The 15932-nt window shown below is 71.7% G+C and carries 11 protein-coding genes; 3 read left to right on the top strand and 8 right to left on the bottom strand.

The genetic code is table 11. The features are described 5' to 3' along the window. Nucleotides 1-156: 156 nt before the first annotated feature. Nucleotides 157-375 carry an FmdB family zinc ribbon protein gene (locus tag BUB75_RS02220; protein ID WP_073250892.1) on the top strand — a complete coding sequence of 73 codons (219 nt, stop codon included), beginning with the start codon at nt 157-159 and terminating at the stop codon, nt 373-375. A 63-nt stretch (nt 376-438) separates the two neighbouring features. Here BUB75_RS02220 and BUB75_RS02215 read toward each other — a convergent pair whose 3' ends face one another. Both BUB75_RS02215 and BUB75_RS02210 read right to left on the bottom strand, forming a co-directional pair. Next, complete coding sequence (locus BUB75_RS02215; RefSeq protein ID WP_218617237.1) at nt 439-2628, bottom strand: glycosyltransferase family 39 protein; 2190 nt, start codon at nt 2626-2628, stop codon at nt 439-441. Nucleotides 2629-2807: 179 nt separating this feature from the next. Continuing rightward, entirely contained in the window at nt 2808-3299 is a 492-nt protein-coding gene (locus tag BUB75_RS02210; RefSeq protein ID WP_073250890.1) for a PaaI family thioesterase, read from the bottom strand. A 78-nt stretch (nt 3300-3377) separates the two neighbouring features. Between BUB75_RS02210 and BUB75_RS02205 the strand changes: the two genes are divergently transcribed. Then, entirely contained in the window at nt 3378-3818 is a 441-nt protein-coding gene (locus BUB75_RS02205; protein WP_073250887.1) for a winged helix-turn-helix transcriptional regulator, read from the top strand. 186 nt (nt 3819-4004) lie between these two features. On the opposite strand, the gene BUB75_RS02200 is transcribed toward BUB75_RS02205, so the two are convergent. The 3 genes from BUB75_RS02200 to BUB75_RS02190 form a co-directional block, all read right to left on the bottom strand. After that, nucleotides 4005-5186 (bottom strand): acyltransferase family protein, encoded by a 1182-nt coding sequence (locus tag BUB75_RS02200; RefSeq protein ID WP_073250885.1) that lies wholly within the window; start codon nt 5184-5186, stop codon nt 4005-4007. Beyond that, complete coding sequence (locus BUB75_RS02195) at nt 5183-6505, bottom strand: alpha/beta hydrolase (RefSeq protein WP_073250883.1); 1323 nt, start codon at nt 6503-6505, stop codon at nt 5183-5185. The genes BUB75_RS02200 and BUB75_RS02195 overlap by 4 nt, the downstream gene beginning before the upstream one ends. A 129-nt stretch (nt 6506-6634) precedes the next feature. Beyond that, nucleotides 6635-7291 carry a response regulator gene (locus BUB75_RS02190; RefSeq protein ID WP_073250881.1) on the bottom strand — a complete coding sequence of 219 codons (657 nt, stop codon included), beginning with the start codon at nt 7289-7291 and terminating at the stop codon, nt 6635-6637. Between the two features lie 246 nt (nt 7292-7537). Between BUB75_RS02190 and BUB75_RS02185 the strand changes: the two genes are divergently transcribed. After that, complete coding sequence (locus BUB75_RS02185; protein ID WP_084740133.1) at nt 7538-7951, top strand: hypothetical protein; 414 nt, start codon at nt 7538-7540, stop codon at nt 7949-7951. A 51-nt stretch (nt 7952-8002) separates the two neighbouring features. Here the strand turns inward: BUB75_RS02185 and BUB75_RS02180 are convergent, their stop codons facing one another. The 3 genes from BUB75_RS02180 to gltB form a co-directional block, all read right to left on the bottom strand. Continuing rightward, on the bottom strand, nt 8003-9472 hold the full coding sequence (locus BUB75_RS02180) for a sensor histidine kinase (protein WP_073250879.1): 1470 nt from the start codon (nt 9470-9472) through the stop codon (nt 8003-8005). Nucleotides 9473-9562: 90 nt separating this feature from the next. Then, entirely contained in the window at nt 9563-11017 is a 1455-nt protein-coding gene (locus BUB75_RS02175) for a glutamate synthase subunit beta (protein WP_073250877.1), read from the bottom strand. Then, complete coding sequence (gene gltB, locus BUB75_RS02170; protein ID WP_073250874.1) at nt 11010-15575, bottom strand: glutamate synthase large subunit; 4566 nt, start codon at nt 15573-15575, stop codon at nt 11010-11012. The genes BUB75_RS02175 and gltB overlap by 8 nt, the downstream gene beginning before the upstream one ends. Nucleotides 15576-15932 lie beyond the last annotated feature (357 nt).

The raw sequence follows: 15932 nt of genomic DNA, 5'->3' as shown, positions 1-15932 counted from the left end.
CCGTGGACGAAGGGTGGCAGCTAGGGTGCTATGGCTTTACCGCTGCTCTTTCGCCGCCGGTCGTGGATCGGTTTCAGGTCATCATTGGAGTAATGCCCGAATTCTCACCGATCGACGCGAGGGCGTCGCGGGCCGGGCGGCCGATATCCTGGCGCCGTGGCCGCCTACGAATACCGCTGTCGTGAATGCCGGACGATCTTCGAGGTCCGGCGCTCGATGCACGAGAGCGCTCCGTCCTCCGTGCCGTGCCCCAGCGGGCATCTCGACACCAGCCGTGTCTTCTCCGCCGTCGCGGTGACCGGCGGTTCCTCCGCGCTCCCCGCGGCACCCGCCGCCGGTGGTGGCGGGTGCTGCGGCGGCGGCTGCTGCGGTTGACGCGAAACCGGCCTCTAAGCCCCTGCTTCGAGGCCGGTTGGCCGTCGCTGTGCGCCCGGTTCGCTACGCGGTCGGCTTCGTGAGGTCGTAGACCGTCTGGTTGCCGACCGTGGTGGCGGTGAAGTTCGCCGCGACCCAGGTGCTGATCTCGCTGCCGGTGCCCCGGTTGCCGCCGGGACCACCGCCGCGCTGGAACCCGCCCTGAGGTGCGGTTCCCTGCTGGGTGGTGCCGCCCGGCGTGGTGGTGGAGTTGGTCGGACCGCCCTGGCCGCCCTGGTCACCCATGCCACCGCCGATGAAGTAGTGGATCTTGCCCTCGGCGACCCACTTCTTGAACTGCTCCAGCGTCGGCGCCGGGTCGCCTCCGCTGAACCCGCCGATCGGGATGACGGCCTTGTCGCTCTCCAGTTGGAGGCCGGCGGCGCTCTGCGAGCCGATCGCGGCCGCGGCCCACTTCGTCGTGGTCTCCTTCAGCAGCGCCACGAGCTCGGTGTTCGTGCCGCCGCCCTGCCTGCTGGACGTCGGGCCGCTCCCCTGCGGGGCGCCTCCCGGCGCCTGGCTTCCGCCCGGCGGCTGGGCCTGGCTTCCGCCCGGCGGCTGGGCCTGGGTGCCGCCCGGCGGCTGGGCCTGGGTGCCGCCCGGGGCCTGCTGGGTGCCGTCGGGGAACGCGCCCTCGCCACCGTTGCGGCGCATGAATCCGCCGCCGGGGCCGCCGAACCCGCTGCTCCCCGCCGGCCCCGCGGTCGGCGTCGAGCCGTTGTGCGGCGTACCGGCCGTCGACACCGCGTACGCCGCAGGCCCGGCCAGCACCGCCACCGCACCCACCGCCGCACCGACAACCGCGGCCTGCCGCACTCCCCGCGCACCGATCAGCAGCGCGAACACCGACAGCACCGCCGCCACCAGCACGACCCACCGCAGCCACGCGTTCCAGTCGGCCGCCCGGCCGAGCAGGTCCCACGCCACCGCGGCCGTCACGGCCACCAGCCCGGCGAGGACCACCCGCGCGACGAACTGGTCCCGGACGCGCCACAGCTCCCGGCCACCGACCGCCAGCACCGCGGCGACTCCCGGCGCCAGCGCGACGTTGTAGTACGAGTGGAAGATGCCTTCCATGTAGCTGAAGATGCCTGCCGTCACGAGCAGCCAGCCGCCCCAGAGAATCAGTGCGGCCCGTACGCGATCGGTCCGTGGCGCCCGCCGGGTGATCCACAACCCGGCGACCAACGCGATCAGCGCTGCCGGGAGGAACCATGCGATCTGCGTCCCCATTTGGTCGTTGAAGAGCCGGGTGATCCCGGTCGCTCCACCGAACCCACCACCGCCCATCCCCCCACCGGGGCCGCCACCGCTGCCGGACACGACCCGGTCGAGGCCGTTGTAGCCGAATGCCAGGCCGAGCTCGGTGTTGTCGCCGGACCCGCCGATGTACGGACGGCTGTCGGCGGGCCAGAGGATCGTCGCGAGGATGTACCAACCGGCCGAAACCACCAGCGCCAGGCCGCCGACGAGCAGCTGCCAGATCCGTCGCCACAGGCCGGTCGGCGCGCACACCAGGTAGACCAGGGCGAGCGGGGGCAGCACCAGGAACGACTGGAGCGTCTTGGTGAGGAACGCGAAGCCGAGCGCGGCGCCGGCCAGCGCCAGCCAGCCGGCACCGGCGCGGGTGGCGGCGGCGTCCAGCGCCCGGACGACGCAGTACGCGGCCGCGATCATCAGCAGCACGAGCAGCGCGTCCGGGTTGTTGAACCGGAACATCAGGACGGCGACCGGGGTGATCGCGAGCAACGCCGCCGCCACGAGTCCCGCCGCAGGGCCCGACCAGCGGCGAACCGCCGCGTACAGCAGCCAGACCGACGCCACGCCCATCAGGGCTTGCGGTGCCAGCATGCTCCAGCTGGAGAAGCCGAAGATCCGCCCGGAGAGCGCCATCACCCAGAGCGCCGCCGGTGGCTTGTCGACCGTGATGACGTTGCCCCACTCGGACGACCCGAAGAAGAACGCGGTCCAGCTCTTCGTCCCGGACTGCACCGCGGCCGCGTAGAAGTCGTTAGCCCATCCGGAGGCCCCGAGGTCCCACAAGTAGAGGACCGCGGAGACCGTGAGGATCAGGACGAGCGTCGGGCGGACCCAGGCGGGGTCGTCGGCACGTCCTCGCACGATGCGGCGCACACGCGACGGTTTCCCGGTCGGACGCTCGGTCGCCGCCGGTGTCGGCGGGGAGGGGGTTCGGTCGGTCGCAGTCTCCAGCACGCGCCGACGATCTACTCCGAAGCTGACGCCGAGCTGAGACGCCATGAAGAGCCCGCTGTGCAAGTTGACGTGGAGCCCGCCCAGGGCGGCGCTGGCAGTCGAGGGCGCCGACGTCGTGGCCTCAGGGTTTCCGTCATAAGGAGGCGCGCTCGCCTGCCAGCGCCGTCCTGGGCGGCCGCCTACCTAAAGATCATGCAGGTGGTGGTGGCGTGCGCGAGCAGCCGCCCGGCCGAGTCCGTCACCCGGCCCTCCGCCGTGGCCACCCGCCCGCCGACGTGGATCACCTGGCCGACGCAGCTCAGCGTCCCGGCGTCCAGGCTGATCGCCTTCACGTAGTTCACCTTCAGCTCCAGCGTGGTGTAACCGACACCGGCGGGCAGCGTGGTGTGCACCGCGCAACCCATCGCCGAGTCGAGCAGCGTGGCGTGAATGCCGCCGTGCACGGTGCCGAGCGGGTTCGAGAACTCGGGCTTCGCGTCGACCGTGAACACCACCCGGCCCTCCTCGACCTCGACGATGTCCATGCCGAGCAGCGTCGCGATGTTCGGCGGCGGCGCCTGCCGGTCCTTGATCGCGCGGATCAGCTCGAGCCCGGAGAGCCCGGCGAGGCCGTGCAGCGCGGACGGGTCGCCCTGTCCGAGACGGGTCGGCTGCTGCTCGGTCGATGTCACGGCGACTCCCGGTTGTGCGTAGCGAGTTCTGTTTCAGAACCTAGCAGCACATCGCCGTTCTCTGAGTAAGATTCCGTCATGCGGTGGTCGGAGATCGGCGGCGAGCGGTGCTCGGTCGCGCGGACGCTGTCCGTGATCGGGGAGCGCTGGACGATGCTCGTGCTCCGCGAGTCGTTTCGCGGCGTGCGGCGGTTCGAGGACTTCCAGGCGAACACCGGGGCGTCGCGTCCGGTGCTGGCCGACCGTCTCCGCCGCCTCACCGCCGACGACGTCCTGCGTCGGCACTGCTACGCCGAGAAGCCCGACCGATTCGAGTACCGGCTCACCGCCAAGGGGCTCGAGCTGTACCCGGTGATCGTGTCGCTGATGACCTGGGGCGACCGCTGGATGGACGACGGCAACGGACCGCCGCTCCGGCTGACCCACCTCGACTGCGACGGCCCGCTCGAGCCGACGCTCGCCTGCGGGACCTGCGGCAGCCCGGTCACCGCCCGCGACGTCCGCGCCACCCCCGCCTGACCGCGCCCGCCGGAGCTGCCACCCGGCCTGACCGCCCTGCCGCGGCCGCGGGCCCGCCTGCCGTGGCTGCAACCCCCGCCCGACCGCGGGCGCCGTGCCCGCCGCGCCCGCCGCGCCCGCCGCGCCCGCCGCGCCCGCCGCGCCCGCGGGCCCCGCGTGCCGGGGCCGCGGCCCCGGCACGCGGCGTCAGAGCACGGCCACCGCGTAACCGCCGAAGGCCACCGCGGCGACGACCGCCGCCGGTCCGAGCCGCTTCACCATCCCGGTCCACGGCGCCTCGAACCGCCGCGCCCCCCACACCAGCGCCGCCAGCACCGCGCAGTGCACGGGCAGCCAGGCCAGCCGCCATCCCGCCCAGCCAAGCCCGTCCGGCAGCTGGTGCAACCCGGGCAGGTCCGCAGGCAACGTCAGCGCGGTGAGCAGCACCAACGCGACCTGGTGCCAGCAGAACACGGTCATCGCCACCAGGTTCAGCGTCGCGACCGCCGCCCACCGGCGTGGTTCCCGCAGCAACGCGGCGAACCGCTCCCGGCCGAGCACCGCCAACCCGCACTGGGCCATCGCCAGCGCCACGACCAGCAACGACGGCGGATGCGAGTTCACCCGCCCCGACCCGGGCACCCCCACCACGCTGGCCGGGTAGCCGAACCACAGGACGAGCGTCACCAGCAGCGCCGCCCCCACCGCCGCCAGCCAGACCGCCGCGCGGCGCGGCAACCGCCCCTGCGCCCACGCGACGCCCAGCACGTACGCGAACGCCCACCCCGGCAGCACGTTCACCAGCCCGATCCAGCCCGGGACGCCGTCCGCCCACGGCCCGTACCGCAGCGCGTCGACGACCGCCACGATCACGACCAGCGGCGCCACCGCCCACACACCGAGCCGACGCACGATCGCGACCGCCACCGGCGTCAGCGCGGTGACGACGCCGTAGACCGCGATGAACCAGAGCGGCTGGACGACCAGCGCGGTCGTGGTCCGGAGTGTCCCGGCCGGCACACCGAGAGCGGCCAGCACCGGGAACGAGAGCGCGAGCAGCGCGGTCACCGCCACCACCGGGCGGGTCAGCCGGATCAGCCGGCGGCGGAGCCACGGGCCGTACTCCCGCGCCCCCAGGCTCCGCGCGGCCGAGTACCCACCGACCAGGAAGAACAGTGCGAGCAGTTGCAGCGCCCAGCTCAGCGGCGCGAAGTCCGGCAGCGCGGTGAGCGGGCTCTTGACCCGGAGCGCACCGGAGGCGTCCGGCACCAGCGCCATCACCAGGAAGTGACCGACGACCACGCCGATCACGGCGAGCGCGCGAAGCCCGTCGAGGGCGCGGTCGCGGTCGGCCGGCGTTGCGGCCTCGATGCGCGTGGCGAGCGTCATCGCAGCGTCACCTCCGCCGCACGACCGAGGACGATGCGGGCGATGTTGGCCAGCGACTCCGTGCCCTCGGTGTAGTACTGATCGTGGCCGGTCGCGGTGCCGGTGCGGAAGACACGGGCGCCGAACGCGGGGTTGACCGGCGACGTGCTGTGGCCCAGCCCCATCACGCGTACCGGCGGGGTGATGCGGATCGGGTCGTCCGCGGTCCGCGCCGCCCACACCCGGGCCGTCGTCCGCAGGTCGTCCGCGGTCCGGACGTCCATTCCGGGCGACGCCAGCGCCACCACCTCGTCGACCGGCGAGCCCGGGATCGCCCGTCCGCAGACCACCGTGCCGTAGCTGTGGCAGAGCAGGCTGACGTGGGCCTGCGGGAGGCTGTGCAGGAACCGCCGCAGGGCGACCGCCCCGGCGATCGCCCGCGCCGAGCCCACCGCCGAGAGGTCGACCCGCTCGGGCGCGTCGTAGCCCAGCCAGACCACGATCGCCACGTCGGTCCCGACCGTCTGCTGTAACCGCACCGCGTTCGCGAGCGGCGACACCCGCCGGCCGGACGGCCAGCGCAGCACGTTGTCCAGCCGCCAACTGCTGCCCGGGACCAGTACCGCGATGTGCTCGGCGCGGTTCAGATCTCCGAGGACCTGAACGACGCGGCCGTCTCCGCGCGGGTCGTAGGCCAGGGTGCGACCTGGGCGGGCCTGCGGCGTGCTGCCGCCCCCTCCCGCCGTCGTCTCTATCCGGACGCTCGACGCGGACCCATCGGCGGGAGCAGCCCCATCGGCGCTCGCGGTCCAATCGGCGAGGGCGACCTCGTCGGCGCTGGCCGCGGAGTCGGCGCTGGCCGCGGAGTCGGCGCTGGCCGCGGAGTCGGCGCTGGCCGCGGAGTCGGCGCTGGCGGCCTGGTCGGCACGGGCCGCGCGGTCGGCGGCGGCGCGCGTCGGGGCGTCGACGGCGAGCGCACGGTCGACGGCCGGAGTACTCGCCTCGGCAAGCACGCTCTCGTTCGCTTCGTAACGCATCGTGAGCGGAATCCCGTCGAGGTTTCCGATCGTCGTCGGCGCCAGCCGCACCAGGTCGGCGCGCTGCGCGGGCGTCAACAGCTGGATGAACGCGCTCACCTCGGTCGGCGACGCGGTGGCCGGATTCGGCACCGCCGCGGCGTCGATACCGGGCACGATCGTCGTCACGATGCTTTTCCATGCCTGAATGCCGAGCGGCTCGGGCACCCGCGAGGCCGGGTTGTCGGTCGCCCACCATCCGGTGGCCGCGACCGACCCGACGATGATCAATCCACTGAGGAGCATGACGATGCTGGCCTTCATAGGCTCAAACGGTAGAAATTTCCGCCGTTCGGATCGTCACGCTGCGGAGTCGACTACGGGTGGCTCTCAGGTATCGGTCGCTCCACTACCCGCGATACCTCTGACCTCGGGAATCACCCCGACAGGGACTCAGCTGACCAGGCCGCGCTGGTAGGCGAAAACCACGGCCTGGGTGCGGTCGCGGAGGTTGAGCTTGGTCAGGATGTGGCCGACGTGCGTCTTGATCGTCTGCTCGGCCAGGAACAGCTCAGCCGCGATCTCCGCGTTGGACAGACCCCGCGCGATCAGCCCGAGCACCTCGCGCTCGCGCGGCGTCAGCTCGGTGACGTCACCGCCCGGCAGGTCACGCTTCCGGCGGCGCGCGAAGTCACCGATCAGGCGCCGGGTGATCGACGGGGCGAGCAGCGCGTCCCCACGCGCGACGATACGAACCGCCGCGAGCAGGTCGGCGCCCGGAGCGTCCTTGAGCAGGAAGCCGCTGGCGCCGGCCGACAGCGCGTCGTAGACGTACTCGTCCAGGTCGAACGTCGTCAGGACCAGCACCTTCGGCGGGTTCTCGCCCGGGTCCTCGCCGAGGATCTCGGCGGTCGCCGCGATGCCGTCGAGCACCGGCATCCGGACGTCCATCACGATGACGTCGGGCGCGAGGCTGCGTGCGAGGTCGACGGCTTCCCGCCCGTTGCCGGCCTGGCCCACGACCTCGACGTCACCGGCGGCGGTGAGCAGAGTCGCGAGGCCGTCACGGATCATCACCTGGTCGTCGGCGACCACCACCCGGATCGTCATGGCCGAACCCTAACCAGTCGCCCGCCGACCCCCGGCGGCGGTGCGTCCCGGGACGGCTCGGGCCACGGGCAAATCGGTTGCCGGGACTACCGCGGATGCCCACACTGGCCGGGTGCTGAACGGAACCCAGACGACTCCGCGGACGGCGCCGGTGCGGCGGCCGGTCCTCGGGGTGCGCGGCGGACGGTGACGGCCGTCAGCGTCGACGCAGACCACGGCCATCCCTCACCCATTCCGGAGCCTGCCATGGCACAGCCATGCCCCGCTGACCCCGAGGAATCCACCCCCCGACACCTGACCTCCGCCCCGGACGCCGACGCCAAGCCGCGCAAGGGCCGCCTCCATTACCGGCGGCTCTGGCTCAACCGGCCGGGCTTCCACGGGCGCGGGCACCTGCTGTCCGAGGTCCACCTCGACCGCAACTCCGACGGCGTCGCGATCCGCGCGGAGTTTCTGCTCGCCGACTGTTCGCGGTCGGTCACGATCGACTTCGACATGTACGAGAACGCCACCGCCGCCGACCGGCGGAACGCGCTCCGCAAGGCGCGGCTCCTCCGCGAGTCGGTGAACTCGTTCTGCGACGCGTTGGAAGTGGCCGCCGCCGAGTACGAAGCCGACCGCGCGGCGCGGCGCGCCCGCCGACGCCCCCGTAGGTCCTGACCCGCGCCGTTGTTCAGTCCACGGACGGACGCGACGCCGCCGAAACCCGCCTCAACCGGCGGCCGGCGGTGTCGCGCCCGACGAAACCACCCCGGGGCCCGCCGACGCGCCCTCCGATGACGCCCCACCCTCCGCCGACGCCGACGCCGAGGCCGCGGCCCCCGGAGGCGCCCCGGCTTTCGGTGATGCCCCGGCCTCCGGTGCGGCCCCCGGAGACGCCGCGGCCCCCGGAGGCGCTCCGGGCCCCGGTGACGCGCCGGTCGGCAGCACCGCGGTCACCGCGAAGCCACCGCCGGGCAGCGGTCCGGCGCTCATCTCGCCGCCGAGCATCGTCGCGCGCTCCCGGATGCCCACCAGCCCGTGCCCCCCGCCGAGCGAGGCCCGGTCCGACTGTGTGGCCGCCGAATTCGGCTGCTGCCCGGCGTCCACCGCGGTGTTGGTGACGGAAAGGTGCAGGGCCTGCGGCCCGTAACGGACCTCGACCCGCACGGAGCTGCCGGGCGCGTAGCGCGAGGCGTTGCTGAGCGCCTCCTGCACGATCCGGTAGGCCGAGACGTCGACCGCCGCCGACAGCGGCCGCGGAACACCGACCACCACGGACTTCACCGTGAGCCCGGTCGCGCGGGCACGCTCCACCAGGTCGTCGAGCAGCTCCAGGCCGGGGGCGGGGGCTCGCTCGGCGGCATCGTCCTCGGAGCGCAGCAGACCGACGACGGTGCGGGTCTCGCTCAGCGCCTCGCGGGCGGCGCGGTTGATCGCCGCGAAGATCTCCGCAGCGGCGGGCGGCACGTCGGGCACCTTCAGTGGCGCGGCCTCCGCCTGGATGGCGATCATCGTCATGTGGTGCGCGACGACGTCGTGCAGCTCACGGGCGATGCGGCCGCGTTCCTCCAGGACGGCTTGGCGAGCGAGGTCCTGACGACGCAGCGCCCGTTGTTCGTCGAGCCGGGCCTGGACGCTGCGGCGCCCACCGGTCGCATCGCCGAACAGCAGCCCGGCGAAGATGCCGCCGGCGAGGATGTAGCCCATCCAGAACGGCATGCCGGCCACCGCACCGAACGCGAACACCGCAGCGGTGGTGAGCAGCCCGGCGCCCACCGAGACCGGTCGCGGCGACGACGCACCGACCATGACGAGCGTCAGCAACATCGCGACGCACGCGGTCACCGGCCACGGCCAGACCGCGTCGTCGCGCGGCCCGAGCGCGACCGCCAGCGGCGTGATCAGGACACCGACCACCATGAGACGCCAGGCCAGCAGCGGCCGGAGCGGCGCGACGACGGACGGCAGCGCGAGCAGCATGCCGACGAACGGCGCCACCACGGCCGGTACCCGCAGCGCCAGCACCAATTCAGCGATCGTCCCGCCGGTCCAGCCGACCGCGGCGACGATCCACACAGCCCCGAGCGCCCAGCGGGGCCAGCCCCGCCGAGGGATCCAGGGGCGAGCCTGGACCGGTTTGATCGGCGCGCGGACGGCCGCGTCCCACAACCCTCGGACGTACGACCACACCCCGGTCACGTCTGAAGCCTACGTCCGCACGCGAAGCTCACCTGAGCGGTGTCAATTCCCGGTCGCTATCACGACCAGGAATTGACACCGCTCCGAGGCTCAGCGGGCGGTGAGCGCCATCGTGGTCGGGGCGATGGGGGCGGGGAGGAACGTCTCGCCTGCCAGGTGCTTGTCGACCGCGGCGGCGGCTGCGCGCCCCTCGGCGATCGCCCAGACGATCAGCGACTGACCACGACCGGCGTCCCCGGTGACCCAGACGTTGTCCGCGGTCGTCTTCCAGTCGGCGTCCCGCACGACGCGGCCCCGCTCGTCGATCTCGACGCCGAGCTCGTCGTAGAGCGGGCCCTTCTCGACGCCGACGAAGCCCATCGCGAGGAAGATCGCCTCGGCCGGGATCTCCCGCGTCGAGCCCTCGACCGGCACGAAGCGCCCGCCCTCGGACACGACCTCGTGCAGTACCAGCGCCTTCACGTTCCCGTGCTCGTCGCCGACGAACTTCTCGGTGTTGACCGCGTAGACGCGCTCGCCGCCCTCTTCGTGCGCGGACGTGACCCGGTACAGCATCGGGTAGGTCGGCCACGGCATGTGACCGGCCCGCGCCGCCGGCGGCTGCGGCATGATCTCCAGCTGCGTGACGCTCTTCGCGCCCTGCCGGTGGGCGGTGCCCAGGCAGTCCGCGCCGGTGTCGCCGCCGCCGATGATGACGACGTGCTTGCCGCGGACGTCGATGTGTCCTTCGACGTCAGTTGCTCCCAGCGCCACTTTGTTGGCCGGCACCAGGTACTCCATCGCGGCGTAGATGCCGTTCAGCTCCCGGCCCGGCGCCGGTAGGTCGCGCGGCACGGTCGAGCCGGTGGCCAGCACGATCGCGTCGGCGTCGAGCTCCGAGACGGGAAGGTCCGTTCCGACCGAAACCCCGGTCACGAAGCGAGTGCCCTCGGCCTCCATCTGCGCCAGCCGGCGGTCGATGTGCCACTTCTCCATCTTGAACTCGGGGATCCCGTACCGGAGCAGCCCACCGATCTTGTCGGCGCGCTCGTAGACGGTCACCTCGTGTCCGGCGCGGGTCAGCTGCTGCGCGGCGGCCAGACCGGCCGGGCCGGAGCCGATCACCGCGACCTTTTTGCCGGACAGGTTCTCCGGCAGCTGCGGAGCGACGATCCCGAGATCGAACGCCTTCAGGATCGTCTCGACCTCGATCTGCTTGATCGTCACCGGGTCGTCGGCGATGCCGAGGACGCAGGCCGCCTCGCACGGCGCCGGGCAGAGCTTCCCGGTGAACTCCGGGAAGTTGTTCGTCGCGTGCAGGCGGTCGATCGCGAGCGACCACTGCCCGGTGCGGGCCAGGTCGTTCCACTCCGGGATGAGGTTCCCCAGCGGGCAGCCGTTGTGACAGAACGGGATGCCGCAGTCCATGCACCGGGAAGCCTGCGTGCGCAGGTTCTTCTCCGGGAAGTCCTGGTAGACCTCTTTCCAGTCCATGATCCGGACGTCGACCGGACGACGGGGGGGCAGCTCCCGTCCGTGCTTCAGGAACCCGCTGGGGTCAACCACGTGCCGCCTCCATGATCGCCTCGTCGACCGGACGGCCCGAGGCCTCGGCGAGACGAGTCGCTTCCAGGACCCGCTTGTAGTCGCGGGGCATGATCTTCGTGAACGACCGGACGTGCCGACTCCAGTCGGACAGCAGCCCCTCGGCCACCGTCGACCCGGTCTCGTCCAGGTGCCGTCCGATCAGCGCGCGCAGCGTCGCGGCGTCGTCGGTCGAGAGCGTCTCAAGGTCGACCATCTCGGTGTTGACCAGCACCGGGTCCAGGTCGAGCACGTACGCGATGCCGCCGGACATGCCGGCCGCGAAGTTCCTGCCGGTCGGGCCGAGCACGACGACCTGACCACCGGTCATGTATTCGCACCCGTGGTCACCGACGCCCTCGACGATCGCGGTCGCGCCCGAGTTCCGGACGCAGAACCGCTCGCCGACCCGGCCGCGGAGGAAGACCTCCCCGGACGTGGCGCCGTAGAGGATCGTGTTGCCGGCGATGACGTTCTCCTGCGGCACGAACGGCGCCTCCGGAGCCGGCCGCACCACGATCCGCCCGCCGGACAGACCCTTGCCGACGTAGTCGTTGGCGTCGCCGAACAGCCGGAGCGTGACCCCGCGCGGCACGAACGCCCCGAACGACTGGCCGGCCGAGCCGGTGAACGTCAGGTCGATCGTCCCGTCGGGCAGGCCCTCGCCGCCGTAGCGGCGCGTCACCATCGAGCCGAGCATCGTGCCGACGGTCCGGTTGACGTTCCGCACCGGGATCTCGAACTTGACCGGCGACCCGTCGAGCAGCGCGCCCTCGCAGAGCTGGATCAGCGTGTTGTCCAGCGCCCGGTCGAGGCCGTGGTCCTGCTCGACGATCTGCTTGCGAGACGCGCCTTCGGGCAGCTCGGGCACCGCGAAGATCGGCGACAGGTCGAGCCCGTCGGCCTTCCAGTGCTCGATCGCGCCGGAGACGTCGAGCAGCTCGGCGTGGCCGACCGCTTCGTCGATCGAGCGGAAGCCCAGCTCGGCGAGGTACTGCCGAACCTCCTCGGCGATGTACTCGAAGAACGTGACGACGAACTCCGGCTTGCCGTTGAACTTCTCCCGCAGCACCGGGTTCTGCGTCGCCACACCCACCGGGCAGGTGTCGAGGTGGCAAACCCGCATCATGATGCAGCCGCTGACCACCAGCGGAGCGGTCGCGAACCCGAACTCCTCGGCGCCGAGCAGGGCGCCGATGACCACGTCGCGGCCGGTCTTGAGCTGGCCGTCTACCTGCACGACGATCCGGTCGCGCAGGTTGTTGAGCAGCAGCGTCTGCTGGGTCTCGGCCAGGCCGAGCTCCCACGGCGCGCCCGCGTGCTTGAGCGACGTCAGCGGTGCGGCACCCGTCCCGCCGTCGTGCCCCGAGATGAGGACGACGTCCGCGTGCGCCTTCGACACGCCCGCCGCCACCGTGCCGACGCCGATCTCGGCGACGAGCTTGACGTGAACCCGAGCCGCGTCGTTCGCGTTCTTCAGGTCGTGGATCAGCTGGGCCAGATCCTCGATCGAGTAGATGTCGTGATGCGGCGGCGGCGAGATCAGGCCGACGCCCGGCGTCGAGTGCCGGGTCTTGGCGATCCACGGGTAGACCTTGTGGCCGGGCAGCTGGCCGCCCTCACCGGGCTTCGCGCCCTGCGCCATCTTGATCTGGATGTCGTCGGAGTTCACCAGGTACTCGCTGGTGACGCCGAAGCGACCGCTGGCGACCTGCTTGATCGCGCTGCGCCGGGTCGGGTCGTAGAGCCGCTCCGGGTCCTCGCCACCCTCACCGGTGTTCGACTTGCCGCCGAGCTGGTTCATCGCGATCGCGAGGGTCTGGTGCGCCTCCATCGAGATCGAGCCGTAGCTCATCGCACCGGTGCTGAACCGCTTCACGATCTCGGAGACCGGCTCGACCTCGTCGATCGGCACCGGGGGCCGCGCGCCGGTCTTCAGCTTGAACAGCCCGCGCAGCGTGCCGGACTTCGCGGCCAGGTCGTCGACGGTCTCCGTGTACTTCTTGAAGACCTCGTACTGGCGGCTGCGGGTGGCGTGCTGGAGCAGGAACACGGTCTCCGGGTTGAAGAGGTGCACCTCGCCCTCACGCCGCCACTGGTACTCGCCGCCGACCTCGAGACGCCGGTAGGCCAGCTCGGTCGCGTTCGCCGGCCAGGCCCGCGCGTGCCGCGAAGCCACCTCGGCGGCGATCGTGTCGAGGCCGACACCGCCCAGCGTGGACGTGGTGCCGGTGAAGTACTGGTCGACCAGCTCCTGGGAGAGGCCGATCGCCTCGAACACCTGGGCGCCGGTGTAGGACGCGACCGTGGAGATGCCCATCTTCGACATCACCTTGAGGACGCCCTTGCCGAGGCCCTTGACGTAGTTGCGGATCGCCTTCTGCGGGTCGAGCCCGGCCAGCTCGCCGGTCGAGGTCATGTCCTCGATCGACTCGAACGCCAGGTACGGGTTGACCGCGGACGCGCCGAAGCCGAGCAGCAGCGCGATGTGGTGCACCTCGCGGGCGTCACCGGACTCGGCGATCAGGCCGACCTGGGTGCGGGTCCGCTCGCGCACCAGGTGGTGGTGCACGGCGGCGGTGAGCAGCAGCGACGGGATCGGCGCGAGATCCCGCGTCGAGTCCCGGTCGGAGAGCACGATGATCCGCGCGCCGTCCTCGATCGCCTCGGAGACGTGCTGGAAGATCTGCTCCAGCCGGGCCTTCATGCCCGCGGCGCCGTCCTTGACCCGGTACAGGCCCGAGACGGTGACGGACTGGAAGCCGGCCTTGTCGCCGTCGTCGTTGATGTGGACGATCTTCGCGAGCTCGTCGTTGTCGATCACCGGGAACGGCAGCGTGATCAGCCGGCACGACGCCGGGCCGGGCTCCAGCAGGTTCTGCTCCGGGCCGATCATGTTGCTGACCGCGGTGACGATCTCTTCCCGGATCGCGTCCAGCGGCGGGTTCGTGACCTGAGCGAACAGCTGGCTGAAGTAGTCGAACAGCAGCCGCGAGCGGTTGCTCAGCACCGCGATCGGCGTGTCGGTGCCCATCGAGCCGAGCGCCTCGCCGCCGGTGCGGGCCAGCGGGCTGATCAGGACCCGCAGGTCCTCCTCGGTGTAACCGAACGTCTGCTGGCGACGCTGCACCGACTCGTGCCCGTACGTGACGTGCTCACGGTCGGGCAGGTCGGTGAGGTCCATCAGACCGGCGTGCAGCCACTCGGTGTACGGCTCGGAACCGGCCAGCTCGGCCTTGATCTCGTCGTCCGCGACGATGCGACCGGCGGCGGTGTCGACGAGGAACATCCGGCCCGGCTGAAGCCGACCCTTCGCCACCACGTCGGCCGGGTCGATGTCCAGGACGCCGGCCTCGCTGGCCAGCACGACCAGGTCGTCCTTCGTCTTCCACCAGCGCGCCGGACGCAGGCCGTTCCGGTCGAGCACGGCGCCGATCAGCGTCCCGTCGGTGAAGCAGACCGCGGCCGGACCGTCCCAGGCCTCCATCATCGTGGAGTGGAACTGATAGAACGCCCGCCGCTTGGGGTCCATCGCGGTGTTGTTCTCCCAGGCCTCCGGGATCATCATCAGCACCGCGTGCGGCAGCGAGCGGCCACCGAGGTGGAGCAGCTCGAGCACCTCGTCGAACGTCGCGGAGTCGCTGGCGCCGGGGGTGCAGATCGGGAAGATGCGCTCGATGTCGCCGCCGAACAGCTCGGTCGTGTGCGGCGAGCGCAGCAGCGCCTCCCGGGCCCGCATCCAGTTGCGGTTGCCCCGTACGGTGTTGATCTCGCCGTTGTGGGCGATGAACCGATACGGGTGGGCGAGCGGCCAGGACGGGAACGTGTTCGTGGAGAACCGGGAGTGGACCAGCGCGATCGCGCTCTCCACCCGCGGGTCGAGCAGGTCGGGGAAGAACAGCGGCAGCTGGCTCGTGGTCAGCATGCCCTTGTACACCAGCGTCCGCGAGGACAGCGACGGGAAGTACACGGCGAGGTTCGCGGCCCGCGACTCGTGCTCGACGCGCTTGCGGATCACGAACGCGACGCGGTCCAGCTCGAGACCGGTGCGGGGCGTGGCGTCACCGACGACGTTGTCGGCGAAGAAGAACTGCGCGACGTGGGGCTCGACGGCGCGGGCGGTGGGGCCGATGTCGGCGCCGTCGTTGTCGGTCGGGACCGTGCGCCAGCCGAGCGGCGTCACGCCCTCCTCGACGGCCAGCCGCTCGATCAGCTCGATCGCACGGGCGCGGTCCTCGGCGTCGTCCGGAAGAAACGTGTTACCGACGACGTACGCGCCGGCCTCCGGCAGCGGGAAGTCCACGACCTCGCGCAGGAAAGCGTCCGGGACCTGCAACATCAGACCGGCACCGTCACCGGAGTTGGCCTCGGCACCGGCAGCGCCACGGTGGTCGAGGTTGGCCAGCGCGGTGATCCCCTGCTCGACGATGCGATGCGAGCGGCGACCCTGCGCGTCCACGACGAACGCGACACCACAGGCGTCGTGTTCGTTTTCGGGATCGTAGAGCCCCTGAGCCGGGGGGAGCGCAGAGAAATTCACGCGCGGGCTCCTTCCGTCGTCGGCCGCGCAGATCGGCTGGTTGCTCGATCGGCGGGCAAAGGTCGAAGCGGGACGACGTCGGCCCAGGTTTCCTAGAGGTTACACATGTGGCGACCCGCCGGTAACAAGTCCTGAAGTGAACAAGCTCACCGGCGCGGTGTCCGACACCGTCCGGTAATGCTCACTTCAGGGCAAGACTCGGTCCGGGGCGTCAGGCGAGGTCACGGCTGGTCGAGACGACCGTGCCTATCCGCCCTGAGTGCGGACCTCGTGTCAGCGTTCTCCTCCCGATCCCGGTTCTGCTCGCGCTCCCCGGACGTTTCAGAGCCGCCCAGGTCGCCCGGGATACAGCCCTGC

Source organism: Cryptosporangium aurantiacum, assembly GCF_900143005.1.
In the GTDB taxonomy this organism is placed as follows: Bacteria; Actinomycetota; Actinomycetes; order Mycobacteriales; family Cryptosporangiaceae; genus Cryptosporangium; species Cryptosporangium aurantiacum.
This window is presented reverse-complemented; position numbering and strand designations above follow the sequence as displayed.